The following is a 25,708-nucleotide window of genomic DNA, read 5'->3' as shown; positions in this document are numbered from 1 at the left end:
GTTCAGGGGTGCGAAAGCTGTGGGGCCGCCGTCAGCACGGCGGCTCCCCGACGAACGGATCCGGACGGCGACCGGCCCGCCCGTGGCTCCTGGCCGCGGCGGCGGTGGTGGGCTTCAGCGGGTTGATCGCCGGCATGACACAGCCTGCCGACCCGGTGCTGACCGGGCAGAGCAGTGACGCACCCCGGGAGGAGGCCCCGGCATGGGGCGTCCCCGCCCTGTCGTCGGGAGCGCCGGAAGGGGCCCGCACCCTGGAGGCCGCCCCGGAACGAGTGCCGGCGCCGGAGCCGGCCACGCCCGAGGCCGTCAGCGGCCTGGCGGCGAACGGCATCCCGAACGTCGCGCTGAACGCCTACCGGGTGGCCGCGGCACGCCTGGGCTCCGCCAAGCCGGGCTGCGGCATCGACTGGTCGCTGCTCGCGGGCATCGGCCGGGTCGAGTCCAACCACGGGCGCTTCGGCGGCGCCACGCTCAACGCCGACGGCACCTCCTCCCCCGAGATCCGCGGCCCTGCCCTGGACGGCGGGAAGTTCGCCTACATCGGCGACTCCGACGACGGCCGGTACGACCACGACACGGTCTACGACCGCGCCGTCGGCTCGATGCAGTTCATCCCGACGACCTGGCGCTCCTACGCCGTGGACGGCGACGGCAACGGCACCACCGACCCGTTCGACATCGACGACGCCGCCCTGGGCGCGGCGCACTACCTCTGCGTCGCGGGGGGCAATCTGCGCACCGAGGCCGGCCTGCGCCGGGCGGTCCTGGCCTACAACCACTCCAACAGCTACGTCGACCAGGTGCTCGCCCTGGCGCGGGCGTACGCCTCGGGCATCCCGGTCGACAGCCTCCCGCTCGTGGGCGACACCAGCGGTTCGCTCCCGGAGCCGCGCGGCTTCTACCGCGCCCCGGCCTCCCCCGGACCCGCCATCGGCTCGGGCGACCGGACCCAGGCCTCCGGCGACACGGTGTTCGGTGGGCCCCCGCCGGCCGAGCCGCCGCCCCCGGCGCCGGCCCAGGACGGCGGCTCGCCGCCCGCGCCCGCCGAGCAGCAGCCGCCCGCGCAGGCAGGCCGGCCCGCGCCGGCACCGGCCGCCCCGGCGCCGCCGCCCCCGCCGGCTCCGAAGCCCGCTCCGGCTCCGGCTCCGGCCAACCCGGTGCCCAGCGTGCCGCTCCCGCAGGTCCCGCTGCCGGCACCCCAGCTGCCGAGCGGTTCGGTCCCGTCGGTGCCGGAACCGGTCGCGGAGCTGGTCCCCGGCGTCACCTGCTCGCTGCCCGATGCGCTCGGACTGCCGCTGCTGCCGGACCTGCCGCTCTGCCCGAAGTGAGCGGCGCGGTCAGCGGGCGGACGGCGGCTTGAGGACGGCGAACGGGTCGGTGACCTCCAGGCCGGACGTGGCGAACCGGTAGAGCGTCGCCGGCCGCCCGCCCGCCCGACCGGAGGCGGCCATCTCCCCGGTCGGCTCGAGCACACCGCGCCGCAGCAGCACCCGCTGCAGGTTGGTGGCGGTTAACTCGTAGCCCAGCGCCGCCACGTAGACCTCGCGCAGCTCGGCGATGGAGAACGTCGGCGGGGCCAGGGCGAAGGCGACGTTGGTGTAGGAGAGCTTGGCCCGGAGCCGCTCCAGGCCCGAGCCGACGATCGAGCCGTGGTCGAACGCGGTCTCCGGCAGCGCGTCCACCGGGTGCCAGGCGGTGTCCTCCGGCAGCACCGGGTCCAGGTCGCCGGGGATCAGGCCGAGGTAGGCGGTCGCCACGGTGCGGCTGCGCGGGTCCCGGTCCGGATCGCTGCGGGTCTCCAGCTGCTCGAGGTGCGCCAGCTGCGCCACCTCCACCTTGGACGCCAGCTGACGGCCGACCGACGCGCCCAGCGTCTCCTCCGGGAGCAGCGGCCCACCCGGCAGCGCCCAGCAGCCGGTGAACGGCTCCCCGGCGCGCCGCCACAGCATCACGTGCAGCCGCGCATCCCTGACCTGCAGCACCACCGCCAGGGCCTGGTGCGGATAGGCCGGTCGCTCGGGCGAGGACCACACGGATGTCACGGAACCCATGCTAGATTTCGTGGCAGAGGTTTTCGCCTCGCAGTCTGAAACCCACTCCTCCGGAGGTCACGGTGACCGCAACGCTCCCCGCCCCCACCGCCGCTGCGTGGACCTCGGAGCAGTGGCAGGACTGGCGCGACGAGGTGCGCCGGCTCGCCGCCGAGCGCGACGCCGTCGTCCTGGCGCACAACTACCAGGCCGCGCAGATCCAGGACGTCGCCGACCACGTGGGCGACTCCCTGGCCCTGTCCCGCATCGCCGCGTCGTCGTCCGCGAGCACGATCGTGTTCGCCGGCGTCCACTTCATGGCCGAGACGGCGAAGATCCTCAGCCCCGAGAAGACCGTGCTGGTGCCCGACGCCGCCGCCGGGTGCTCGCTGGCCGACACGATCACCGCCGACCAGCTGCGCGCCTGGAAGGCCGAGCACCCCGGCGCCGCCGTCGTCTCCTACGTGAACACCACCGCCGAGGTGAAGGCCGAGACCGACATCTGCTGCACCTCCTCCAACGCCGTCGAGGTGGTCGACTCCATCCCCGCCGACCGCGAGGTGCTCTTCCTCCCCGACCAGTTCCTCGGCGCGCACGTCCAGCGGGTCACCGGCCGGACGAACATGCGCATCTGGATGGGCGAGTGCCACGTGCACGCCGGCATCTCCCCCACCGACCTGCGGCAGAGCATCGAGGACGCCCCCGACGCCGAGGTGCTCGTGCACCCCGAGTGCGGCTGCGCCACCAGCGCCCTCTGGATGGTCGGCCAGGGCGACCTGCCGTCGGACCGGGTGCACGTCCTGTCCACCGGCGCGATGCTCGACCAGGCGAAGCGGACCACGGCGAAGCGGGTGCTGGTCGCCACCGAGATCGGCATGCTGCACCAGCTCCGCCAGGCCAACCCGGCGGCGACGTTCGAGGCGGTCAACCCGCGCGCCGAGTGCCCGTACATGAAGATGTCGACCCCGGAGAAGCTGCTGCGCGCGCTCCGCGAGGGCCGCGACGAGGTCACCGTCGACCCTGAGATCGCCGCGCGGGCCCGCTCGGCCGTCGAGGCGATGATCGCCCTCGGCACCCCGTCGCTGGTCGGCGAGTGACCATGGGGCCCCGCCGCACCGCGCCGGTCGCCCCCGCCGTCGTCCCCGCGCTGCCCCTCCCCGCGGCCGGGTGGTCCCGCGCCGTCGACGTCGTCGTCGTGGGCAGCGGCGCCGCCGGGCTGATGACGGCGCTCGCCCTCGCCGACGCCGGTCGCCGGGTCGCCGTCGTCACCAAGGGCGCGCTCGGCGACGGCAGCACCCGGTGGGCGCAGGGTGGGCTGGCCGCCGTCCTCGGGGCCGACGACGACGCCGCGCTGCACGTGCAGGACACGCTCACCGCCGGCGCCGGGCTCTGCGACGAGGCGGCCGTGACGACGCTGGTCGAGGAGGCACCCGCGGCCATCACCCTGCTCCAGCGGCTCGGGGCGCGACTGGACACCGACCCGCACGGTCGTCCGGCGCTGACCCGCGAGGGCGGGCACAGCCGCGACCGCATCGTGCACGCCGGCGGCGACGCCAGCGGCGCGGAGGTGACCCGCACCCTCGCCGGGGCCCTGCGCGGGGCCGGCGTCGAGGTGCTGGAGCACACCGTCGCACTGGAGGCGCTGCGCACCGCCCGCGGCGACGTCGTCGGCCTGCGGGTGGCCCGGGTCGGGGACGACGGCGCGCTGACCGACGCCGGGGACCTCCGCGCGCACGCCGTCGTCCTGGCCACCGGCGGGTACGGCCAGGCCTACGCCGCCGCCACCTCCCCGGCCGGCGCCACCGGCGACGGGCTGGCGCTGGCGCTGCGCGCCGGCGCCGAGGTCGCCGACGTCGAGATGGTGCAGTTCCACCCCACCGTGCTCTGGCAGGGTCCGGGCGCGACCGGGCAGCAGGTGCTGATCAGCGAGGCCGTGCGCGGCGAGGGCGCGGTCCTGGTCGACGCCGAGGGCCGGCGGATCATGGTCGGCGCCCACCCGCTGGCCGACCTCGCCCCGCGTGACGTCGTCTCCGCCACGATCGCCGCACACCTCGCCGCCACCGGCGAGGACTGCGTCTTCCTGGACGCGACCGGGCTGGGTGCGGAGTTCCTGGAGCGGCGCTTCCCCGGCATCGTCCGCGCCTGCCGTGCCGCCGGGCACGAACTGACGACGGCGCCGGTGCCGGTCGCCCCGGGCGCGCACTACACCTGCGGCGGGGTGCTGGCCGACCTCGACGGGCGGACCGGCGTCGCCGGGCTCCACGCCGTCGGCGAGGTCGCCTGCACCGGCGTGCACGGGGCCAACCGGCTGGCGTCGAACTCCATCACCGAGGGCCTCGTCGCCGCCCGCCGGTGCGCGGCGCTGCTCGAAGCCGAGCTGCCGGCCGGCGCCCCGGCGAGCCCGCTGGCCGAGCCCGTCGACGGCGCCGGAGCGATGGATCCCGCCACCCGGGGCACGGTGGGCGTCGCGCTGAGCCGGTACGCCGGGGTGGTCCGCGACGCCGCGGGGCTGACCGAGCTCACCGCCGCCCTCGCCGGCACGGCGCGGCTGGACGCGGCCACCGTCCTCGACCTCGCCGCGGTCGAGGCGACCGCCGTCCACACGGTCGCCACCCTGCTGGCGACGGCGGCACTCGCCCGGCCGGAGAGCCGTGGGTGCCACCGGCGGGCAGACGCATCCGGCACCCGTCCCGAGTGGCAGCTGCGGCTCGCCCACCGCATCGACGCCTCGGGCCACCTGCACACCCGCACCGTGCCGCTGACCGCGCCGGGCACCGACCAGACCCAGGGAGTGGCATGACCGGCACCGAGTGGTTCCCGCTGCGCGCGGAGCTGACCGACGCGCTGCGCGTTGCGGGCCTCGACCCCGTCGGCGTGGAGCGGGTGGTCCGCCGCGCGCTCGACGAGGACCTCGCCTTCGGCCCCGACGTCACGACGCTCGCGACGGTGCCGGCCGATGCCCGCGCGACCGGTGACGTGGTGCCGCGCTCGCCAGGGGTGCTGGCCGGCGTCCCGGTCGCGGCCGCGGTGTTCGAGATGGTCGGCGGCTCCGACGTCGAGGTGACGCTGCACGCGCTCGACGGCATGGCCGCTCGGCCCAAGGCACCGGTGCTGAGCGTCACGGGCCCGACCCGGTCCCTGCTGACGGCGGAGCGCACGGCGCTGAACCTCATCGGCCACCTCTCGGGTGTGGCCACGGGAACGCGCCGGTGGGTGGACGCCGTCGCCGGGACCAGCGCCGCCGTCCGCGACACCCGGAAGACGCTCCCGGGCCTGCGGGCGCTGGAGAAGTACGCCGTCCGGTGCGGCGGCGGCGTCAACCACCGGATGGCGCTCGGCGACGCGGCGCTGGTCAAGGACAACCACGTGGCGGCGGCCGGTGGCATCACCGCGGCGGTCGAGGCCGTGCGGGCGCACTCGGCCACGGTTCCGCTCGAGGTCGAGTGCGACACCCTGGACCAGGTCCGGGAGGCGGTGGCGGTCGGCGTCGAGCTGGTGCTGCTGGACAACTTCTCGCTGGCCGACACGCGCACCGCCGTGGACCTGGTGCGCGGCACGGGCGTGCGGCTGGAGGCCAGCGGCGGGCTCTCGCTCGAGCGCGCGGCCGAGGTCGCGGCGACGGGGGTCGACTACCTGGCCGTCGGCGCCCTCACCCACAGCGCGCCGGTGCTCGACCTCGGCTTCGACCTGCGCTGAGATCGACCACTTCTCGGGCGTTTCTCGCGCTCAGGGGGTGCTGCACCACTCGGGAAGCGCGAGGAACACCCGACAAGCAGGGTCAGCCAGGTTGCTCGGCGAGGAACCGACGCGCCTGCCGCTCGTTGCGGAGCACCATCAGCGCGAGGACGCCGAAACCCGCGCCGAAGACCAGAACCATGGCGAGGCGCCACGCCGACGGCGACCCGATGAACTGCGCGACGAACATCAGCAGCAGGCCCAGCTGGAGCAACAGCAGCGCCCGCTGACCGGTCTGACGTTCGGCCAGGTGCCGGACGAGGCCGACGTGCGCCTGGTCGAGCGGCACGACGCCGCGCAACTCGTCGAGCAGCAGCTTCTGCTGGCGCCGGTCGAGCACCATCAGCGGGGTCCGCAGACCGCCCAGCCGGCGGTTCGCGCGCCACTGGGTGACCCCACCCACGATCACCAGGACGAACGCTCCGGCGGTGAGGACGAGCCCGGCGATCGTCCGCCAGCGCGGGTCGTCGTCGGCCGTGGCGGGCTCGTCGCCGAGCCAGGCGAGCAGCGCGAACGCCGCCCCGGCGGCGAGCAGGACCAGACCGGTCCCCAGCAGGATGCTCAGCCGAACGCGGTGACGGATCCGCGCCTCGAGCGCCTGGGACGGCAGCCCGTCGAGGATCCGCTGCGCCTCGGCCCAGCGCTCGCCGTCGTGGTCCATGCGCCCACCCTGGGGAGACCGGGGCCGCGCGGCGACCCCGTTCCACCGTCCGGGTGACCACCGCTCTGGGAGCGATCCGCGCGGTCAGTGAGTCCTGCAGGACCCGCAGAGCGGGGGAAACGCCCCCAGAGCAGTGGGCGTCAGCCGCGCTGGTCGGGGTGCACCCAGCCGATCGCCGGCGCGACGTACCGGACGACGTTCTCCAGCAGCCGGGCGTTGTACTCGACGCCGAGCATGTTGGGCACGGTGATCAGCAGGGTGTCGGCCTCGCGCACGGCGGCGTCCTTGGCCAGCTGCTCGGCCAGCTCGTCGGGCTCGGCGGCGTAGCTCCGGCCGAAGCGCGAGCGCACGCCCTCGAGCAGACCCACCTGGTCCTGGCTGGACCGTTCGCTGCCGAAGTAGGCACGGTCCTCGTCGCTGACGAGCGGGACGACGCTGCGGCTCACCGAGACCCGCGGCTGGCGCGGGTGCCCGGCCTCGTCCCACGCCGCGCGGAAGCGGGCGATCTGCTCGGCCTGCAGCTCGTCGAAGGGGACGCCGGTGTCCTCGCTGAGGAGCGTGGAGCTCATCAGGTTCATGCTCTGCTGCGCCGCCCACTCCCCCGTGGCCCGGGTCCCGGCGCCCCACCAGATGCGGTCGGCCAGACCCGGCGACTGCGGCTGGATCGCCAGCTTCCCCGCTGCCCCACCGGTCATCCGCGGGTCGGCGTCGGCCATCGGCGCACCGGAGATCGCGGCGAGGAACAGCCCCGCCTTCTGCCGGGCCAGGTCGGCGTCGCTGCCGTCGGGCGCGGGCACGTAGCCGAACGCCTCCGAACCGCGCAGCGCCGTCTCCGGTGATCCCCGGCTGATGCCGAGCTGCAGCCGCCCGCCGCTGATCAGGTCCGCGGCGGCGGCCTCCTCGGCCATGTAGAGCGGGTTCTCGTAGCGCATGTCGATCACGCCGGTGCCCAGCTCGATCCGCGAGGTACGGGCGGCCATCGCCGCCAGCAGCGGGAAGGGCGACGCGAGCTGCCGGGCGAAGTGGTGCACCCGCACGTAGGCGCCGTCGACGCCGAGCTCCTCGGCAGCCTCGGCCAACTCGATGCTCTGCACGAGGGCGTCCCGGCCGCTGCGCACCTGCGACCCCGGGATGGGCTGCCAGTGCCCGAAGGACAGGAACCCGATCCGCTTCTCCACGACTCTTCCTCTCGTCGATGTCTGCCGGATCAGCGCACCGAGGACCACGCCGATTCCCGGTCGGCATGGCAGATCACCCGGAGCGGGCGCGACCCGTGGGACGAGTGAGTCCAGTTGCGACGCACTGTGACGGGGTGATCACGACTCTCCGTGCACCGGTTCCGTCACTTCTCGCCTGCGATGCGTGACGCTGTCCCGGTGAGCCTTCCCGCATCCGACATGCCCCGCTCCCCGGGCACGCCCGGCGGCGCAGCCGGGCAGCGCTTGCGGGCGATCGACACGCTGCTCGCCGACCGGGGCCAGCTGTTCCAGGCGCTGTTCCTCTCCGCGCCGATCGCCAAGGCCCTCGTCGACCTCGACGGGCACGTGCTGGTCGCCAACCCGCGCATGTGCGCCCTCACCGGCCGCACCCCCGAGAGCCTCTCCGGCCGGCACATCGACCTGCTGGCCCACCCCGACGACCCGCCGGTCGGCGACCTCGGTCTCGAGCCCGCCCCCGGCGAGCCGCCCCTGGACCCGAACCTGCTCTACGACGGCGAGCGCCGGCTGCGCCGCTCCGACGGCAGCGAGCTGTGGGTCGTGCAGTCCCACGAGGTGGTCCGCCAGAACAACGGGACGCCGCAGTTCGTCGTCCTGTCGCTGGTCGACGTCACCGACCGCCGCCGGGCGGAGGAGGACGCGGTCCGCCGCGCCTACACCGACCCGCTGACCGGGCTGCCCAACCGGCGCGCGCTCACCGACCGGCTCCGGCACGCGGTGGCACTCTCCCGCCGTCGTGGGCTGCACGTCGGCCTGGTGCACCTGAACATCGACCGCTTCCAGGCGGTCAACGACTCGCTCGGCCACGAGGCCGGCGACCTGTTGCTCAGCCAGTTCGCCGACCGGCTCCGCTGGAGCACCCGCGTCGAGGACACCGCCGTGCGCCTGGGCGCCGACGAGTTCCTCGTGGTGGCCGAGGACGTCGAGGACCTCGACGGGCTCCGCGCGCTCGCCGACCGGCTGCTCAGCGTCCTGGACGAGCCGTTCGTGGTCAGCGACCGGGAGATCACCCTCTCGGCCAGCGTCGGCCTCACCCTGGGCGCCGAGATGACCCCCGACGACCTGCTGCGCCAGGCGCAGAGCGCGCTGACCAAGGCCAAGGCCGACGGCAGCCGCGCCCGCGTCGAGGTGTACGAGGGGGCGCTCACCCACAGCGAGGTCGACGCGCTGCAGCTGGAGACCGACCTCCGGCACGCGCTCGACCACGACGAGCTGCGGCTGTTCTACCAGCCGATCGTGCACCTGGCCGACGAGACGCTGCTGGGCTACGAGGCGCTGATCCGCTGGCAGCACCCCACCCGCGGACTGCTGCCGCCCGGCGCCTTCCTGGACGCCGCCGAGAACAACCGGCTCACCTCCAAGCTCGGCGCGTGGGTGCTCCGGCGGGCCTGCCTCGACGCGGCGACCTGGCCCGAGGACCTGCGGGTGCACGTGAACATCTCCGCCCGCCACCTGGCCGAGGAGGGGTTCAGCGAGCTCGTCGCCGCGGCGCTGGAGGAGTCGGGGCTGCCCCCGCACCGGCTGGAGCTGGAGATCACCGAGTCGACGGCGCTGTTCGCCGCCGAGGCCACCCTGCACGCGGTCGCGGTCGTCACCGACGCCGGCGTCACCCTGGCGCTGGACGACTTCGGCACCGGCTACTCCGCGATCACCGCGCTGCACCGGCTGCCCATCCACACCGTGAAGATCGACCGGTCCTTCGTCGCCGACGTCGTCACCGAGCCCTCGACCGCCGCGCTGGTGCACGGGCTGCTCCAGCTGGGCCGCGGCATGGGCCTGCAGGTCATCGCCGAGGGCATCGAGGACCTCGACCAGGCCGACTGGCTGCTGCGGCACGGCTGCGCGATGGCCCAGGGCTACGCCTTCGGCCGGCCGGCGCCGCTGCCCAGCCCGGCGGAGGTGCTGATGAGCGAGGCCACCCAGGCCCCGGTCGAGGACGTCGCGGGCGAGCTGCTGCCCGAGCCGGCGGCGCCGCCGGCCCTGCCCCGGCCGCGGATCCCCTCGAGCCCCGAGGCCCACGACCTGGCCGACACCGGCCCGTTCGCCTCCCGCACGCTCTTCGACGACCTGGCCGACGACGACTGAAGGGCCCTCCTGCCCCCCGACGTTCGCAGGCTCGCGTCGGGGCCCTGCAAGAGGGCCGTTCCAGCACCTCACGCCCGGGGCAGGACCAGGGGAACCGGGCGCTTGGCCTGACGTCCGTCGCCCGAGGACCGGCCGCGCAGTCGCCGGCCGATCCACGGCGCCACGAAGCCGCGCACCCACGCCGCCTCCTCGGCGAGCGCCGCCCGGACGGCCCGTGGCGGCTGCGGCGGCAGCGGGGTGCGCCAGTCCTCGCCGTCGGCACCCGGCAGGCCCAGCGCCGCCGCGGCCGCGAGCGCCATCCGGCGGTGCCCCTCGTCGGTCATGTGGATCCGGTCGGTGTCCCACAGCCGGAAGTCCTGCACCCAGGCCGCGCCCCACTGGTCGAGCACGGCGGCCCCGGTGCGGTCGGCGACCGACCAGATGTTGGCGTTGAACACCGCGATCTTGCCGCGCACCCGGCGCAGGATCGGGGTGTTGCGGGTGTCGACGCTGGTCGCGAGCAGCACGTCCGCACCGGCGTCCCGCAAGCGGACGACCGCCGCCTCCAGGCCGGCGGCGAGCTCGTCGGGGTCGGAGCCGGGGCGCATCAGGTCGTTGCCGCCGGCGACCAGGCTGACCAGGTCGGGCTTCGCGTCCAGGGCGACGGACACCTGCTCGTCCACGACCTGGCGCAGCAGCCGGCCGCGGATGGCCAGGTTGGCGTACTCGACGTCCCCGTCCGGGACGGCGGCGGCGAGGTGCTCGGCGAGCCGGTCGGCCCAGCCGCGGAACTCGCCCGGGCGGGCCGGGTCGGGGTCGCTCAGCCCTTCGGTGAAGGAGTCGCCGAGAGCGATGTAACGGCGCCAGGGAGATGCGTCGAGCTGCACGCCACCACTCCAGCACGGCGCGCGACACCGCCCGCACGGGGGCTCACCCGCGGTAGGTCTCCAGCAACCGGAGCCAGATCTCGCTGATCGTCGGGTAGGCCGGCACGGCATGCCACAGCCGGCCGATCGGCACCTCGCCCACGACGGCGATCGTCGCCGCGTGCAGCAGCTCGGCGACGGCGGGCCCCACGAACGTCACCCCGAGCAGCACCTCCCGCTCGGTGTCGACGACGGCGATCGCGGTGCCCTCGTACCCGTCGGTGAACAGCGAGGCGCCGGCGACGCTGCCGATCGGGTACTCCACGACGCGATGCGGCAGCCCCGCCTCCTCGGCCTGCGCCGCGGTGCGCCCCACGCTGGCCACCTGCGGGGAGGTGAACACCACCGACGGGGTGGCGACGTCGTCGGCGGTGTCCACGAACGGCGACCACGCGGCGGTGTCCACGTCCTCGCCGCGGGCGCGGGCAACGATCGCCGCACCCGCCTGGCGCGCCTGGTACTTGCCCATGTGCGTGAGCTGGCGGCGGCCGTTGACGTCGCCGACGCCGTACATCCAGGGCAGGCCCTCGACCCGCAGCGTGCTGTCGACCGAGAGGTACTTCCCCGGCTCCAGGCCCACGCTCTCGGCCCCGATGTCGTCGGTGCGCGCCGCGCGGCCGACCGCCACCAGCACCTCGTCACCGCGGACCTCCTGCCCGTCGTCGCTGGTCAGCACGACCTCGGCGCCGTCGCGGCGGGCACCGGTGACCGAGGTGTGCAGCCGCACGTCCACCCCGGCGTCGCGCAGCGCGGCGGCGACCGCCTCACCGGCCTGCGGCTCCAGCCCGGGCAGCAGCCGCCCGCCCCGCTGGAGCAGCGTCACCCGCGCGCCCAGCGCCTGCCAGGCGGTGGCCATCTCGCAGCCGACGTAGCCACCGCCGAGCACCAGCAGCCGGGCCGGGGCCTCCTTGGCGCTGGTCGCCTCCCGCGGGCCCCACGGGTCGACGTCGGCCAGTCCGTCGACCGGCGGCACGGACGCCTTCGACCCCGTGCAGACGGCGACGGCGTGCCGGGCGGTCAGCCGCACCGTGCCGCCGTCGGCCGTGGTGACGACGACGGTCCGCTCGCCGTCCAGCCGCCCGTTGCCCCGCAGCAGGTCGATGCCGGCCGAGTCCAGCCACTGCACCTGCGAGGCGTCGTCCCAGTTCGAGGTGAAGGAGTCGCGGCGCGCCAGCGTCGCGGCGACGTCCTGCTCGCCGGTGACGGCCTGCTTCGCGCCGTCCACCGAGCGCGCCTCGGCCAGCACCTCGGTCCCGCGCAGCAGCGCCTTGCTCGGCATGCAGGCCCAGTACGAGCACTCGCCACCGACCAGCTCCGGCTCCACGACGACCGCCGTCAACCCACCGCGGACGACGATGTCGGCCACGTTCTCCCCGGTCGACCCGGCCCCGAGGACGACGACGTCGTAGGTCTTCTCTTCCGCATGGCTCACCGGCCCATCCTGTCGGTGTGGTCGACTGGCCGCCATGCCGGTCGACGCCCGCGAGTACGCCGCCGCCCTGGGCCAGTACGCCGCCGGGGTCTGCCTGCTCACCGTGAAGGACGACATCGACGACGTCGGGACGACCGTCACCTCGGTGATGAGCGTGTCGGCCGCGCCGCCGCTGGTCGCCGTCGGGCTGAACGCCGACGGCTACCCGGCCGAGGTGCTGGAGGCGGTCGGCACCTGCGCGCTGACGGTGCTGGCCGCCCCGCACGCCATCGTGGCCTCCCGGTTCTCCTCGGCCGGGCGGCCGAGCGCTCGGCACCTGCTGGAGACGGTGCCCTGGACCCGCGCCGCGGGCAGCGGGGCCATCGTCCTCGCCGAGGCCCCGGTCGCCCTGGACTGCCGGCTGGAGCGGCTGGTGGAGGCCGGTGACCACGTGCTGGCCCTGCTGCGGGTCGAGGACGTCCCGGTGCTGAACCCGACGGCCCCCCCGCTGCTGCGGCTGCGTGGGCGGTTCGTCGACGAGACCGGTGCGCAGGCCGGACGAGGCTGATCCTCCGACGTTCTCCGGGCCGGTTGTCACATCCGGCGACGCGGCGGTGCTATCCGTACATGGACCTCGTACGCCACGGACGACCGGCAGCCGCCGCCGTCCTGACACTGCCCGGACCGCTGGGCCGGGTCGGAGGGAAGGGCAGCGTGTCGGCATCAGCCACCCGCGGCGCTGTGCGGCCCGACCTCGAGGCGGTCTTCCGCCAGGAGTACGCGCGGGTCGTCGGCGTCGCCGCCCGGGTGCTCGGCTCGCGGGACCAGGCCGAGGACGTCGCGCAGGAGGTCTTCCTGTCCTTCGGCCGCTCGGCGGTGCCCGCCGGTGAGGCCGGCGGCTGGCTGTCGGTTGCCGCGGCGCACACCGCGCTCAACCTGCTCCGGTCGGGGCGCCGCCGCAGCGCCCGCGAGGAGACCGTGGCCTCGACCGCCGACGTCACCACCCCCGACGTGGCCGACACGGTGCTCACGCTCGAGGACCGCAGCCGTGTCCGGGCCGCCCTGGCCCGGCTGCCCGCCAAGCAGGCGACCGCGCTCGTGCTCCGGCACAGCGGCCTGAGCTACGCCGAGGTCGCCACCGCACTCGATCTGTCCCCCGGCAGCGTCGGCACCACCGTCCGCCGCGCCGAATCCGCCCTTCGCAAGGAGCTGAACCGCCATGCGTCATCCGACTGAGGGCGTCCTGCGCCGGCTGGTCGACGAACCCGCCGGGGTCTCCGACGCCGACCGCGCCCACGTCGCCACCTGCCCTTCCTGCCTGCGGGCGCTCGACGACGCCCGCGCCGACGCCGAGCTCGTCGGCGCCGCGCTCACCTCGGCCGGCACCGGCACCGTCGACACCGATGCCGCCTGGGCCCGGTTCTCGGCGGCTCCCGCCACGCCGGCGAGCACCCCTGCCTTTCGTCCGGCGCCCGCTGCCGCACGCAACCGCTGGCGCACCGCCGTCCGGCGGCCGGCGGTCGCCGCACTCGGCGCCACGGTCCTGCTGACGGGTGCCGGCGTCGCCGCCGCCAACGACTGGCTGCCGATCTTCCAGGCCGAGCGGGTCGACCCGGTCCAGGTGACCAGCGCCGACCTGGTGCAGATCCCCGATCTGTCCGCCTACGGCGACCTGCAGATCACCCGGGAGCCGGAGCCCGAGGAGGTGGCCGACGCCGCCGCCGCGCAGGAGCGGACCGGTCTCGAGGTCCCCGAGGTCGGCGAGCTGCCCGAGGGCGTCACCGGCGACCCGACCTACCAGGCGGCCGGCCTCGTCGAGGCCACCTTCACCTTCTCCGCCGACAAGGCCGCGCAGGCCGCCGCCGCCGAGGGCGAGGTCCTGCCGCCCTCGCCCGCCGGGCTGGACGGCAGCACCCTGCGGATCCAGGCCGGACCGGGCGTCGCGGCGATGTGGGCACAGCCGACCGGGGTGCCGACGCTCGTCGTCGCCCGGGTGGGCGCCCCGACGGTGGCCTCCTCGGGCGTGCCGTTCGAGACGGTCCGCGACCACCTGCTGTCGCTGCCCGGGCTGCCCGACGGGGTGGCCCAGCAGCTGCGCAGCCTCTCCGCCGACGCCGGGACGCTGCCCCTGCCGGTGCCCGCGGAGCTGGTGACCAGCTCCACGGCCGACGTCGACGGCACCGAGGCCACCGTGCTCACCTCCCGCAACGGGCTGTTCGCCGGCGTGGTGTGGGTGGAGGACGGCGTGATGACCGGTGTCGCCGGCACGCTCAGCGCCGACGAGCTGCTGTCGGTGGCGCGCGGGCTCCGGTGACATGCCCTCCGCTGACGCCGCTACGGTCGCGGGCGTGACCTCCGGCGCCGACGGGCTCGCGGACCTGCCGCCGTCCCCGGCGGTCTGGTGCTCCGGACTGCGCAAGCGGTACGGACGCCGGACCGCCGTGGACGACGTCTCCTTCACCGTGGGCCGCGGCGAGGTGGTCGGGCTGCTGGGCCCCAACGGCGCCGGGAAGACCAGCGTCATCAAGATGCTGCTCGGCCTGGTGCGGCCCGACGCGGGCGAGGTGCTGCTGCTCGGCCGGCCGTCGACCGATCCCCGGTCCCGCAGCGCCGTCGGGTACCTGCCCGAGCTCTTCCGCTACCAGCCATGGCTCACCGCCGCCGAGGTGCTCGACCTGCACGTGAAGTTGGCCGGTGCCGACGTCCCGCCCGCCGAGCGACGCGAGTGCCTGGCGCTGGTGGGCCTGGCCGAGCGCGCCGGTGACCGGGTCGGCGGGTTCTCCAAGGGCATGCAGCAGCGCCTCGGTCTCGCCGTCGCGCTGGTCGCCCGGCCCGAGCTCGTCGTCCTGGACGAGCCGACCAGCGCCCTGGACCCCCTGGGCCGGGTCGACGTCCGCGACATCGTGCTGTCGCTGAAGTCCCGCGGGGTCGCCGTCCTGCTCAACTCGCACCTGATCGGTGAGGTGGAGCGGGTCTGCGACCGGGTGGTGATCCTGGACGAGGGCCGGGTGGCCGCGTCCGGCACCCTGGCCGAGCTGCTCGGCCAGCGCGAGGTCCGGCTGCGGCTGGCCGGCGCCGACGGCCCGGCGGAGGACCGCATGCGGGCGGCCGGTGCGCTGACCCGCAGCGGCGACTGGTTCACCGTGCAGCTCGCCTCCGACGACGACGGCGTCACCGTGCCCGACCTGGTCCGCGACCTCGTCGGGCTCGGGGTGCGCGTGCACGCCGTCGAGCCGGTGCGGATCAGCCTCGAGGAGCGTCTGCTCGCCGTGCTCCGTCACGAGGAACCCGGCCACGAGGAGCCCACGCCGTGATCTCCCTGACCGTCGCCGGCCTGACGCTGCGGGAGGCCTTCCGCCGCCGCGTCGTCTGGGCGCTGCTGGTGCTGACCGTGGTGCTGCTCGTCCTCAGCGGCTGGGGCTTCTCCAGGCTGATCGGCCTGGACACCGACCTCGGCACGATGACCAGCGGCGAGGCCCGGCTGATCGCCTCGGTGCTGCTGAACCTGATCATGTTCGGCTTCAGCCTGATCGCGGCCATCGGCACCGCGTTCCTGGCCGGCCCGACGCTGTCCGGCGAGGTGGAGTCGGGGCAGGCGCTGGCGATGCTCGCCCGGCCGGTCCGCCGCTCGTCGGTGCTGCTCGGCAAGTGGCTGGGCCTGCTCACCTTCGGCTGCGGCTACGTGATCCTGGCCGGGCTCGCGCAACTGCTGGTGGTGCGCTGGGCCGTCGGTTACTGGCCGCCCGACCCCGCCATAGGGCTGCTGCTGCTCGCGGCGGAGACCGTCGTGCTGCTGACCCTGGCCCTGCTGCTGTCCAGCGTCGTCTCGCCGATGGCCTCGGGGATCATCGCGGTCGGGCTCTTCGGGGCGACCTGGGTGGCCGGCGTCGTCGGCGGGATCGGCGCGGCGCTGGGCAACGAGGGCGTCGAGCGGGTGGGCTCGGTGTCCCGGGTCATCCTGCCGACCGACGGTCTGTGGCGCGGTGCGATGAACGGCTTCCAGGACCCGTTCGCGCTCGCCCAGATGGGGCAGGGCGAGGCAGGTTTCCCGTTCCTCAGCGATGCCCCGCTCACCCCCGCCTACCTGGCCTGGGCCGCGGTCTGGATCGCCGTCGTCTGGGGACTGACCGCGCTGTCCTTCCAGCGCCGCGACATCTGACGGCACCCTCGCCGCGCGGTTGCCACCGAGGCAGTGGCCTCCGGGAGCCGTTCGGGCCCGAGTCCTGCCATCCTCTCCGCAGCGGAACACGACGGAGGAGGTCGCATGAGCACGACGGCGGAGGGCGCCGCGGGACAGGCGGACGTGGAGCGCCGCCGCGGCGGGTTCAGCTCCCGGCGGGTCTTCATCCTGGCGGCGATCGGGTCGGCCGTCGGGCTCGGCAACATCTGGCGGTTCCCCTACGTCGCGTACGAGAACGGCGGCGGCGCCTTCCTGCTGCCCTATCTCGTCGCGCTGCTGACCGCGGGCATCCCGTTCCTGCTGCTGGACTACGCGATCGGCCACCGCCACCGCGGGTCGGCGCCGCTGTCGTTCGCCCGGCTGCGCCGCGGCACCGAGGGGCTCGGCTGGTGGCAGGTGGCCATCTGCTTCGTCATCGCCGTCTACTACGCGGCGGTCCTCGCGTGGGCGCTGCGCTACACGCTCTTCTCGCTGGACGAGGCGTGGGGCGCCAACCCCGAGGCGTTCTTCTTCGGCGAGTTCCTCCAGGCCGGCGACGTCGCGGTCACCGCCGACGTGGTGCCCGGGGTCCTCGTGCCCCTCGCGATCGTCTGGCTGGCCGTGCTCGTGGTCATGGCCCTCGGCGTCCAGCGCGGGATCGGGGTGACCTCGCTGGTCTTCATCCCGGTGCTGGTGGTCGCCTTCCTCGTCCTCGTGGTGCAGGCGCTGCTGCTCGACGGCGCCACCGACGGTCTCGACGCGCTCTTCACGCCCGACTGGTCGGCGCTCACCGAGGCCTCGGTCTGGGCCGCCGCGTTCGGCCAGATCTTCTTCTCGCTGTCGATCGGCTTCGGCATCATGATCACGTACGCCTCGTACGTCGGCCGGCGCGAGGACATGGTCGGCTCCGGCCTCGTCGTGGGTTTCTCGAACTCGAGCTTCGAGCTGCTCGCCGGCATCGGCGTGTTCGCGGCCCTCGGCTTCATGGCGCAGGCCGGCGGGGTCACCGTCGACGAGGTCGCCGACGGCGGGATCGGGCTGGCCTTCATCGCCTTCCCGACGATCATCAGCGAGGCGCCGGCCGGTGCCCTCCTCGGCGTGCTGTTCTTCGGGTCGCTGGTCATCGCCGGCATCACCTCGCTGATCAGCGTGATCGAGGTGGTCATCTCCGCGGTCCGCGACAAGTTCGACACCAGCCGCCTGACCGCGACCCTGGCGGTCGGCGTCCCGGCCGCGGTGCTCAGCCTGGTGCTGTTCAGCACGACCAGCGGCATCTACGTCCTCGACGTCGTCGACCACTTCGTCAACCAGTACGGCATCCTCGTCGTCGCGCTGGTCAGCATGCTCGTCGTCGCCTGGGCGGTCCGGGCGCTGCCGCGGCTCGGCGAGCACCTCAACGTCCACGGCCGACCCCGGGTCGGCACCGGCTGGCGGGTGCTGGTCGGCGTCGTCGCCCCGCTGGCCCTGGCCCTCGTGCTCGTGTTCGGCCTGCTCGACGACCTCGAGGCGTCCTACGGGGACTACCCGACCTGGCTCCTGCTGGTCTTCGGCTGGCTCATGGTCGTGGGGCTTCCGGTGGTGGGCTTCCTGCTCGCCCGGATGCCGTGGCGAACCAGCACCCACCTGGACGGGCCACCGCCCGGCTCGGATCCGGCGCCGGCGTTGCAGCCGGCCTCCGACCAGACCTCGGGCACCCGCCCGGCGACGGCGACCGACGAGGGAGGATCCCGATGAGCACGGAAGCGATCGTGATGATGGTGGTCGCGATGCTGGTGATCTGGGGCGGCCTGGCACTGGCCATCACGAGCCTGGTGCGCCACGGCGCCGTCGAGGACCGCTCCGAGAACCTGCGCCGGGACCTCTGACGCCGCAGCGGCGAGTGTGCGGGAACCGCGGTGTCGGCACCGGCCGATGCCCCGGTTTCGGCGACTTCGCGCCCCGGAACCGGGGTGGGAAGGCGAGGCGCGACCGGCCGGGGCTAGCGTCGATACCGATATGAGCGCTCTGCCTGCCCCGTCCGAGTCCGCGCTGCGGCGAGCCCTCACCCGAGCCGAGCGGGGGGTGAGCCTCGACGCGGTCGAGGCCGAGACGCTCCTGCACGCCCGCGGGCTGGGCGACGGCGAGGCGCTGGACCGGCTGCTCACCGCCGCCGGCCGGGTGCGCGACGCCGGCCTCGCCTCGGCCGGCCGCCCGGGCGTGGTGACCTACAGCCGCAAGGTGTTCATCCCGCTCACCCACCTGTGCCGCGACCGGTGCCACTACTGCACCTTCGTGACGACGCCGGGGCAGCTGCGCGCGCAGGGCAAGGCGCCCTACCTCTCCCCCGACGAGGTGCTCGACATCGCCCGCGCCGGCGCCGCCATGGGCTGCAAGGAGGCGCTGTTCACCCTCGGCGACCGGCCCGAGGACCGCTGGCCGGTCGCCGCCGAGTGGCTCGAGGCGCACGGCTTCGACTCGACGCTGGGCTACCTGCGCGCGATGGCCATCCGGGTGCTGGAGGAGACGGGGCTGCTCCCCCACCTCAACCCCGGCGTGCTGTCGTGGGAGGAGATCCAGCGGCTCAAGCCGGTCTCGGCCTCGATGGGCATGATGCTGGAGACGACGGCGACGCGGCTGTGGTCCGAACCGGGCGGCCCGCACTTCGGCTCGCCGGACAAGGAGCCGGCGCTGCGGCTCCGGGTCCTGGAGGACGCCGGCCGCTCCGCGGTCCCGTTCACCACCGGCGTGCTGCTGGGCATCGGCGAGGACTACGCCGAGCGGGTGGACGCCATCGGCGCGATCCGGGCCGCGGCGCTCCGGCACGGGCACGTGCAGGAGACCATCGTCCAGAACTTCCGGGCCAAGCCGCGGACGGCGATGCAGGCGCACGACGACCTGGAGCTGCAGGAGTACGTCGCCGCCGTCGCCGTCACCCGGCTGCTGCTCGGCCCCAAGGCGCGGGTGCAGGCGCCGCCGAACCTGTCCGACTCCACCGAGCTGGGGCTGCTGCTGCGCGCCGGCGTCGACGACTGGGGCGGCGTCTCACCGCTGACCCCGGACCACGTGAACCCCGAGCGCCCGTGGCCCAACATCGACAAGCTCGCGGCGCTCTCCGCCGAGGCGGGGTTCGAGCTGCGCGAGCGGCTGGCGGCCCAGCCGGGCTACGTGCAGCAGCCGGAGCCGTGGCTCGACCCGCGGGTGCGGCCGCACGTCTCGGCGCTGGCCGCACCTGATGGGCTCGCCGTCGAGGGACGGCTGCCGGTGGGCCTGCCGTGGCAGGAGCCGGACGAGTCGTGGACGTCCTCCGGGCGGGTGGACCTGCACGTCGAGGTCGACACGGTCGGGCGCACGGATGACCGGCGCAGCGACTTCGACGCCGTCTACGGCGACTGGTCCGAGCTCCGCTCGCGCACCGAGTCCGCGCGGGACGGTTCCTCCACCGCGATCGCTGCCGGCGACCGCGAGGTGCTGGCCGCGCTGCTGCACGCAGAGCAGGACCCGGCCGGGCTGGCCGACGCCGAGTACCTGGCCCTGCTGGGCGCGGACGGCACCGACCTGGAGAACCTCTGCGCGCTGGCCGACGCGGTGCGCGCCGACGTCAACGGTGACGACGTCACCTACGTCGTGAACCGGAACATCAACTTCACCAACGTCTGCTACACCGGCTGCCGGTTCTGCGCGTTCGCCCAGCGGCGCACCGACGCCGACGCCTACACGCTGTCGATGGCGCAGGTCGGCGACCGCGTGGACGAGGCGTGGGCGGCCGGGGCGACCGAGATCTGCATGCAGGGCGGCATCCACCCCGACCTGCCCGGGACGGCCTACTTCGACCTCGCCCGCGAGGTGAAGAAGCGGCAGCCGGGCATCCACCTGCACGCGTTCAGCCCCATGGAGATCGTGAACGGGGCGGCGCGCACCGGTCTGTCGTTCCGCGACTTCCTCACCGAGCTCAAGGCCGCCGGCCTGGACTCGATCCCCGGCACGGCGGCGGAGATCCTCGACGACGACGTCCGCTGGGTGCTGACCAAGGGCAAGCTGCCGACGGCGACCTGGCTGGAGATCATCGGCACCGCGCACGAGGTCGGGATCCCGACGACCTCGACGATGATGTACGGCCACGTGGACACTCCGGCGCACTGGGTCGGGCACCTGCGGACGCTGGCCGCGCTGCAGGACCGGACCGGCGGCTTCACCGAGTTCGTGCTGCTGCCGTTCGTGCACCACAACTCCCCCATCTACCTGGCCGGCGTCGCCCGCCCGGGGCCGACGGTGCGCGAGAACCGGGCCATCCACGCCGTCGCCCGGCTGCTGCTGCACGGCCGGATCGACAACATCCAGACCTCGTGGGTGAAGCTCGCCGACGCCGGGACGAAAGCGGTGCTGCAGGGCGGCGCCAACGACCTCGGCGGCACGCTGATGGAGGAGACGATCAGCCGGATGGCCGGCAGCGAGAACGGCTCGCTCAAGACCATCGCCGAGCTGGAGGCCATGGCCGCCGCGATCGGCCGGCCGGCCCGTCAGCGGACGACGGAGTACGGCGCCCCGTCGGCCGAGCGGATCGCCACCGCCCGCTCCGACGAGGGGCGCGCCCGGCTCACCCTGTCGATCACCCCGCGCTGAGGCCGGCCGGGCGCGCTCAGCCGGCCGCCCGCGCCAGCGCGACGACTGCGCCGACCACCTCGTCGCCGTCGAGGAGGACGAGGTCGTTGTGATCGGCGCCGGGCACCTCGACGACCCGGTGCAGACCGGCGGCGGCATCGGCCACCGCCCGGCTCTGCGCCGGCGGCACGATCGAGTCGGCGCTGCCGTACACGACGATGGTGGGTACCTCGATAGTGCCGACCTGCTCGGCCACCGGATAGCGGTCGCGCAGCAGCGCCCGAACGGGCAGGAACGGGTAGTGCTCGCTCCCCACGGCCGCCAGGTCGACGAAGGGCGAGCGCAGCACCAGCCCGGCCGGGGGGTGCTCGGCGGCGAGCCCGGTCGCCACGGCCGCACCGAGGCTCTCCCCGAAGTACACGAGCCGGTCCGCCGGCACCCGGACTTCCTCCAGCAGGAACGCGCGGGCCGCCCGCGCGTCCCGGGCCAGGCCCTCCTCGCTCGGGCTGCCCGGGTTCCCGGCGTAGCCGCGGTAGTCGAAGAGGAGGACGGCGAGCCCCTCGTCCGCCAGCGCCCGCGCCAGCGGCGCGCGCATGCCGCGGTGCCCGCCGTTGCCGTTGGCCACGAGCACCGCCGGGGAGTCCGACGTCCGGCCCGGGACGAACCAGGCGGCCAGCCGCAGCCCGTCCTCCGTCGTGAGCGTGACGTCCCGGGCGCCGGGGACGGCCTGGGCCGCCGGCAGGTCCGGTCCGGAGTCCGGCAGGTAGATCAGGTGGCGCTGCAACACCCAGAGCAGACCCACCAGGACAGTGCACACCAGGGCGACGACGACCGCCGCTCCCAGCGCCCTGCGCAGCATCCGCCGATGATCCCGCCTGCCGGTCCGCGCGGACACCGCGGCGACCCACCACCGCAAGGAGCGTGCGGTGCCGGGTCCGTCGGAGCCCGTCGCTAGCCTCGGTGCCATGGGGTACTTCGGGACGCTCGTCTACAGCGAGGGACGCTGGCGCACGGGACGGCCGACCGCGGTGCCGTTCCTCATGGTCGACGTGCACGACAGCGACATCGCCACCGTGGACTACCGGGCGGCGGACGCCAGCGGCGGGCGCTTCTACCTCGGCTACGAGCCCCGGGTCTACTTCGACGAGCCGGACGCCTCCGTGCCGGTCGACACCGACGCCGAGGCCGAGGGCTTCGCCCGGTGGGTCAGGGACGCGGTGGGCACGGAGATCGAGCCGGCCGACGTCCGGGGCCTGCTGGCCCCGCCCGCCGGCGTACCGCCGACCGACGAGGTCGTCGAGCAGACGGTCGAGCGGTTGCTGCTGCTCGCCGGGCTGCCGATCCCCGAGTGGCCCACCGACGACGACGCACCCCCCGGCTGACCCGCTCATACGGGAACGCCCCGTACCGTTCGCGGAGTGAGGACCCTTGGCTTCCGGCACTCGGCGGCGCTCGTGCTCGCCGCGTGCCTGGTCCTTCCCGGCTGCAGCACGGCGGTCCTCGGCCAGGCCTGGCCCGCGACGCCGACCGCGCCCTACGAGCACCCACCGATGGACGAGGACTCCGTCGTCCGGCCGGTGTCGACCAAGGGCGACGTCGCCCGGGTCGCCGACGGCCTGGCAGCGGCCGGTTTCTTCTGCGCGCAGGTGCGGGCCAACGACGCCGCCGTCCAGGTGCGGTGCCTCCGCCGGCTCCCGGCCTCCCCGCCGGCGGCCGACGCGGAGGTGACCACCATGGACCTGGTGACCACGCCGGCGGGCGCGCTGCAGTACGCGCACGTGGAGCTGCCGGAGAAGCCGCTGGACCCGTCCGTCGTCCCGCAGCCCTCCGGCGAGGCGTTGCTGGCCGTCCTGGACGCGTCGCTGTTCCGGCTGTGGCCGGAGGACGGCCAGGACATGCGTGATGCTGTCGCCGAGCTGGCGGCGGTCCGCTCCCCCGGCTGGGACCCCACCGATCCGCGACCGCCGGAGCAGCGGACCGTCCGGACGGATTCGGCGCAGTACGTCGTCGCCGAGGTCCCCGGCCACGGCGCGGTGCACGCCGACCCGGCGCTGGAGCTCACCGTCACCACGCCGCTGGTCGAGGACCACAGCTGGCCCTACGGCAGCGAGCACTACGCGCGCACCACGGTCGAGGCCGCGCCAGGGCTGGAGGCCGGCGGCTTCGACTGCTACGGGGATATCGAGCAGCCGTGCACCCGGCCCGCCGGCAACCAGCAGATCGACTACGAGACGTTCGCCGGCACCGACCGCGTCCTCACCGCCTCGGTCGGCATCGGCGGTGGCGTGGTCGACCGCGCCGTCGGGATGCCACCGCTCGCCGACTGGGGTTTTCCGCAGGGCCTCACCTTCCTCACCGCGGAGGTCCGGTCCGCCGTGGAGCAACGGGTGGACGAGGCGCGGCGCACCGGGGAGCCGTTCACCGGGATCGTGGCCGGCGTGTGGCTCGACCTCGACGCCTCCCGGTCCCCTGTGACGCAGCCCGACGGCAGCTACGCCGTCCGTGTCCAGGTCACCGTCGGCGCTCCCCTGGTCCCGCTGCCGTCCGAGTGAGGTGACCGGCGCCGGGTAGGGGGCCTTCGTGCGAGCGATCTCCTACAGCAGCCCCGGCGGTCCCGACGTCCTCCAGCTCGTCGAGCGGCCCGTCCCCGAGCCCGGCCCCGGCGAGGTGCGCGTCCGCGTCGCCTTCTCCGGCGTGAACCCCACCGACTGGAAGTCGCGCAGCAAGACCCCGCCCGGCCCCGACGGGCAGGTGCCGAACCAGGACGGCGCGGGCACCGTGGACGCCGTCGGCCAGGGCGTGGAGCCGGCGATGCTGGGCCAGCGGGTGTGGATGTGGGAGGCCGCCTGGCAGCGTCCCTGGGGCACGGCCGCCGAGTTCACGGTCGTCCCGGCCCGGCACGTCGTCCTGCTCGGCGAGGCCACGTCGTTCGAGCTGGGTGCCGCGCTCGGCATCCCGTTCCTCACCGCGCACCGCTGCCTCACCGTCGCCGAGTCGCTGCCCGACCGGCTCGGTCCCGGCGCGCTGACCGGGCACACCGTGCTGGTGCAGGGCGGGGCGGGGGCCGTCGGCAACGCCGCCATCCAGCTGGCCCGCTGGTCCGACGCCACCGTGATCGCCACGGTCAGCAGCCCGCGCAAGGCCCAGCTGGCCGCCGCGGCCGGCGCCGACCACGTCGTCGACTACCGGCAGCAGGACGTCGTCGCCGAGGTCCGGAAGGTCGCACCCAAGGGCGTGGACGCCATCGTCGAGGTGTCCGCTGCGGTCAACGCCGGCATCGACGCGCAGGTGATCGGCATGCACGGCGCCGTGGCGATGTACGCCGACGACGGAGGCGCGGAGGTGACCGTGCCGGTCCGGCTCCAGATGGGGCCCAACGCCCGCTGGCAGTTCGTGCTCGTCTACACCGAGCCCGAACGCGCCAAGGTGCTCGGCATCGAGGACGTCGCCACCGCGGTCGCCGACGGCACGCTCCGGGTCGGCGAGGAGGCCGGCCTGCCCCTGCACGTCTACCCCCTCGCCGAGACCGCCGCCGCGCACCAGGCGGTGCAGGACGGCGCCGTCGGCAAGGTGCTCGTCGACGTCACACCTGAGCGACGGGTCGACACGTCGAGAGGCCGACCTGTCGACGTGTCGACCTGTCGACATGCCTGCGCGGTCGTGCCGAGGGGCGTTGACCCGTGCGGTCCCGACCGGGACCGTGGGTACGACGCCGATCCGCACGGAGGTGCGCGATGACCCTGCTGGGACCGGGAGACGGAGCGCGGCTGACGGCGCTGGGCTCGACCTACACCACCAAGGCCGACGGCGGCGCCACCCGCGGGGCGTACTGGCTGGTCGAGGAGGAGTTCTGGGGTGCCACCACACCCCTGCACACCCACACCACCGCGGACGAGGCCTTCTACGTGCTGGCCGGGCGCGCGGCCGTCTGGCTCGACGGCCATGAGACCGAGGCGGGCCCCGGCGCCTTCCTGCTGGTGCCACGCGGCCGCCCGCACGCGCTGCGCCGGCTCACCGACGACCCGGTCCGGATGCTCACGCTGGTGTCACCCGCCGGGATGGAGCAGTTCTTCCAGGCGGTCGTCGACGCCGGCGAGGAACGGCTGGCGGCGGACCCGGACCGACTGGCCGAGCTGGCGGCCGAGCACGGCACCGAGATCCTCGGCGACCACCCCGGCCGGTGACCGGAGGGCAGGCCGGTCGCGAGGGGCGTGACCGCCCGGGAGGCCTCAGCGCCCGGTGCCACTCCGCCAGGCCCTCGCCCTGCGGAGGATGACCTGGACGACGTCGGACTTCGCGTCCGCGTAGTGGTTCATGTCGGACCACTCCCGCCGCGCCAGCTCCCTCTTGGTCGCCTCGTACAGCGCCCGGTCCGACCCTGACTCCCGTAGCCAGTCCCGCAGGTCCAGGTAGTCAGCGACGGCTTGACCGCCTGGTTCGTAGACGTGCAGGTGCACATCGCGCGCAGGCGTCCGGAACATGCGGTGACGCGGCTCGCGTACCCGCAGGACGAACCCGACCTTCTCCAACGCATCGACGTATGCGGCTTCGTCGTCGACGGAGCGGACGGTCAGCAGCATGTCGATGATGGGCTTCGCAGCCAGTCCAGGGACGGACGTGCTGCCGATGTGCTCCACGGACAGCGCCGTTGTCGGCAACGCGCGCTCGACGCGCCGCTGCAACTGCGCGAACCGCTCGGGCCAGGTCGCGTCGTGGTCCGCGATGACGACGGAAGCCGATTCGCGCCCACCGATGAGCACTGCATCGAGGTAGGAGTCGTAGTCCTCGGCGGGCGAAGTCACGCTCGCACGCTAGCGGCCCTGCGATGGCGCCGACGTCGCGAAGCCCACGCCTAGGTGTACTGACCACGGACGTTGGTGACGGCGGACGGCGTGGGTCGATGACATGAGGAAGACCTCCGAGTGAG

24 protein-coding genes are annotated in these 25,708 nt (G+C 74.6%); 17 read left to right on the top strand and 7 right to left on the bottom strand.

Annotated elements, in window-relative coordinates; all coding sequences use genetic code 11:
• Positions 1–134: 134 nt before the first annotated feature.
• A complete protein-coding gene (locus GCU60_RS15770) occupies positions 135–1,328 on the top strand; it encodes a lytic transglycosylase domain-containing protein (RefSeq protein ID WP_163206939.1) in 1,194 nt (397 codons plus the stop codon).
• A gap of 9 nt (positions 1,329–1,337) precedes the next feature.
• On the opposite strand, the gene GCU60_RS15765 is transcribed toward GCU60_RS15770, so the two are convergent.
• The gene (locus GCU60_RS15765) at positions 1,338–2,042 is read right to left on the bottom strand and encodes an NrtR DNA-binding winged helix domain-containing protein (protein ID WP_163206937.1); all 705 of its coding nucleotides are present in this window, start codon (positions 2,040–2,042) and stop codon (positions 1,338–1,340) included.
• 71 nt (positions 2,043–2,113) lie between these two features.
• Between GCU60_RS15765 and nadA the strand changes: the two genes are divergently transcribed.
• Genes nadA through nadC form a run of 3 tightly spaced genes read left to right on the top strand, consistent with a single transcriptional unit; the run spans position 2,114 to position 5,726 of the window.
• The gene (nadA, locus tag GCU60_RS15760; protein ID WP_163206935.1) at positions 2,114–3,127 is read left to right on the top strand and encodes a quinolinate synthase NadA; all 1,014 of its coding nucleotides are present in this window, start codon (positions 2,114–2,116) and stop codon (positions 3,125–3,127) included.
• A gap of 2 nt (positions 3,128–3,129) precedes the next feature.
• Positions 3,130–4,830, top strand: coding sequence for an L-aspartate oxidase (locus GCU60_RS15755; protein ID WP_204262151.1), 1,701 nt, complete (start codon positions 3,130–3,132; stop codon positions 4,828–4,830).
• Positions 4,827–5,726: a carboxylating nicotinate-nucleotide diphosphorylase gene (gene nadC, locus GCU60_RS15750; RefSeq protein WP_163206931.1), complete on the top strand. Its 900-nt coding sequence runs from the start codon at positions 4,827–4,829 to the stop codon at positions 5,724–5,726. Before GCU60_RS15755 ends, nadC begins: the two co-directional genes overlap by 4 nt.
• A gap of 82 nt (positions 5,727–5,808) precedes the next feature.
• On the opposite strand, the gene GCU60_RS15745 is transcribed toward nadC, so the two are convergent.
• The gene (locus GCU60_RS15745; RefSeq protein WP_163206929.1) at positions 5,809–6,426 is read right to left on the bottom strand and encodes a hypothetical protein; all 618 of its coding nucleotides are present in this window, start codon (positions 6,424–6,426) and stop codon (positions 5,809–5,811) included.
• 140 nt (positions 6,427–6,566) lie between these two features.
• The gene (locus tag GCU60_RS15740) at positions 6,567–7,604 is read right to left on the bottom strand and encodes an LLM class flavin-dependent oxidoreductase (RefSeq protein WP_163206927.1); all 1,038 of its coding nucleotides are present in this window, start codon (positions 7,602–7,604) and stop codon (positions 6,567–6,569) included.
• Between the two features lie 198 nt (positions 7,605–7,802).
• Here GCU60_RS15740 and GCU60_RS15735 point away from each other — a divergent pair, with 198 nt between their 5' ends.
• Positions 7,803–9,728 (top strand): putative bifunctional diguanylate cyclase/phosphodiesterase, encoded by a 1,926-nt coding sequence (locus GCU60_RS15735; protein ID WP_345770636.1) that lies wholly within the window; start codon positions 7,803–7,805, stop codon positions 9,726–9,728.
• Between the two features lie 68 nt (positions 9,729–9,796).
• On the opposite strand, the gene GCU60_RS15730 is transcribed toward GCU60_RS15735, so the two are convergent.
• The gene (locus GCU60_RS15730; RefSeq protein WP_345770635.1) at positions 9,797–10,594 is read right to left on the bottom strand and encodes an SGNH/GDSL hydrolase family protein; all 798 of its coding nucleotides are present in this window, start codon (positions 10,592–10,594) and stop codon (positions 9,797–9,799) included.
• Between the two features lie 43 nt (positions 10,595–10,637).
• Positions 10,638–12,065, bottom strand: coding sequence for a dihydrolipoyl dehydrogenase family protein (locus tag GCU60_RS15725; protein ID WP_345770634.1), 1,428 nt, complete (start codon positions 12,063–12,065; stop codon positions 10,638–10,640).
• Positions 12,066–12,099: 34 nt separating this feature from the next.
• Between GCU60_RS15725 and GCU60_RS15720 the strand changes: the two genes are divergently transcribed.
• The 8 genes from GCU60_RS15720 to GCU60_RS15685 all read left to right on the top strand — a co-directional run bounded on the left by GCU60_RS15720 (position 12,100) and on the right by GCU60_RS15685 (position 20,802).
• Positions 12,100–12,612, top strand: coding sequence for a flavin reductase family protein (locus tag GCU60_RS15720; protein ID WP_163206921.1), 513 nt, complete (start codon positions 12,100–12,102; stop codon positions 12,610–12,612).
• 146 nt (positions 12,613–12,758) lie between these two features.
• Positions 12,759–13,280 (top strand): sigma-70 family RNA polymerase sigma factor, encoded by a 522-nt coding sequence (locus GCU60_RS15715; RefSeq protein ID WP_345770633.1) that lies wholly within the window; start codon positions 12,759–12,761, stop codon positions 13,278–13,280.
• Entirely contained in the window at positions 13,264–14,358 is a 1,095-nt protein-coding gene (locus GCU60_RS21175) for a hypothetical protein (protein ID WP_163206917.1), read from the top strand. The genes GCU60_RS15715 and GCU60_RS21175 overlap by 17 nt, the downstream gene beginning before the upstream one ends.
• Before the next feature lie 34 nt (positions 14,359–14,392).
• Positions 14,393–15,358: an ABC transporter ATP-binding protein gene (locus tag GCU60_RS15705; protein WP_345770632.1), complete on the top strand. Its 966-nt coding sequence runs from the start codon at positions 14,393–14,395 to the stop codon at positions 15,356–15,358.
• Positions 15,355–16,203, top strand: coding sequence for an ABC transporter permease subunit (locus GCU60_RS15700; RefSeq protein ID WP_163206913.1), 849 nt, complete (start codon positions 15,355–15,357; stop codon positions 16,201–16,203). The genes GCU60_RS15705 and GCU60_RS15700 overlap by 4 nt, the downstream gene beginning before the upstream one ends.
• A 105-nt stretch (positions 16,204–16,308) precedes the next feature.
• Complete coding sequence (locus GCU60_RS15695; protein ID WP_163206911.1) at positions 16,309–17,937, top strand: sodium-dependent transporter; 1,629 nt, start codon at positions 16,309–16,311, stop codon at positions 17,935–17,937.
• On the top strand, positions 17,934–18,068 hold the full coding sequence (locus tag GCU60_RS15690; RefSeq protein ID WP_163206909.1) for a methionine/alanine import family NSS transporter small subunit: 135 nt from the start codon (positions 17,934–17,936) through the stop codon (positions 18,066–18,068). The genes GCU60_RS15695 and GCU60_RS15690 overlap by 4 nt, the downstream gene beginning before the upstream one ends.
• Positions 18,069–18,198: 130 nt before the next feature.
• Complete coding sequence (locus tag GCU60_RS15685) at positions 18,199–20,802, top strand: bifunctional FO biosynthesis protein CofGH (protein ID WP_163206907.1); 2,604 nt, start codon at positions 18,199–18,201, stop codon at positions 20,800–20,802.
• A 16-nt stretch (positions 20,803–20,818) separates the two neighbouring features.
• Here the strand turns inward: GCU60_RS15685 and GCU60_RS15680 are convergent, their stop codons facing one another.
• Positions 20,819–21,640, bottom strand: a complete 822-nt coding sequence (locus GCU60_RS15680; protein ID WP_163206905.1) for an alpha/beta hydrolase — start codon at positions 21,638–21,640, stop codon at positions 20,819–20,821.
• 106 nt (positions 21,641–21,746) lie between these two features.
• On the opposite strand from GCU60_RS15680, the gene GCU60_RS15675 reads away from it, so the two are divergent.
• Genes GCU60_RS15675 through GCU60_RS15660 form a run of 4 tightly spaced genes read left to right on the top strand, consistent with a single transcriptional unit; the run spans position 21,747 to position 24,965 of the window.
• The gene (locus GCU60_RS15675) at positions 21,747–22,163 is read left to right on the top strand and encodes a hypothetical protein (protein ID WP_163206903.1); all 417 of its coding nucleotides are present in this window, start codon (positions 21,747–21,749) and stop codon (positions 22,161–22,163) included.
• A 36-nt stretch (positions 22,164–22,199) separates the two neighbouring features.
• Entirely contained in the window at positions 22,200–23,333 is a 1,134-nt protein-coding gene (locus tag GCU60_RS15670; RefSeq protein ID WP_163206901.1) for a hypothetical protein, read from the top strand.
• A gap of 28 nt (positions 23,334–23,361) precedes the next feature.
• Positions 23,362–24,519, top strand: coding sequence for a zinc-binding dehydrogenase (locus GCU60_RS15665; RefSeq protein ID WP_163206899.1), 1,158 nt, complete (start codon positions 23,362–23,364; stop codon positions 24,517–24,519).
• Positions 24,516–24,965 (top strand): cupin domain-containing protein, encoded by a 450-nt coding sequence (locus GCU60_RS15660; RefSeq protein WP_163206897.1) that lies wholly within the window; start codon positions 24,516–24,518, stop codon positions 24,963–24,965. The genes GCU60_RS15665 and GCU60_RS15660 overlap by 4 nt, the downstream gene beginning before the upstream one ends.
• Positions 24,966–25,010: 45 nt before the next feature.
• Here the strand turns inward: GCU60_RS15660 and GCU60_RS15655 are convergent, their stop codons facing one another.
• Entirely contained in the window at positions 25,011–25,583 is a 573-nt protein-coding gene (locus GCU60_RS15655; RefSeq protein ID WP_163206895.1) for a GrpB family protein, read from the bottom strand.
• Positions 25,584–25,708 lie beyond the last annotated feature (125 nt).

This window comes from Blastococcus saxobsidens (assembly GCF_010682065.1).
GTDB classification, from domain to species: domain Bacteria; phylum Actinomycetota; class Actinomycetes; order Mycobacteriales; family Geodermatophilaceae; genus Blastococcus; species Blastococcus saxobsidens_B.
Note: the sequence above shows the minus strand (reverse complement) of the source record. Positions and strands in the feature narration are given on the sequence as shown.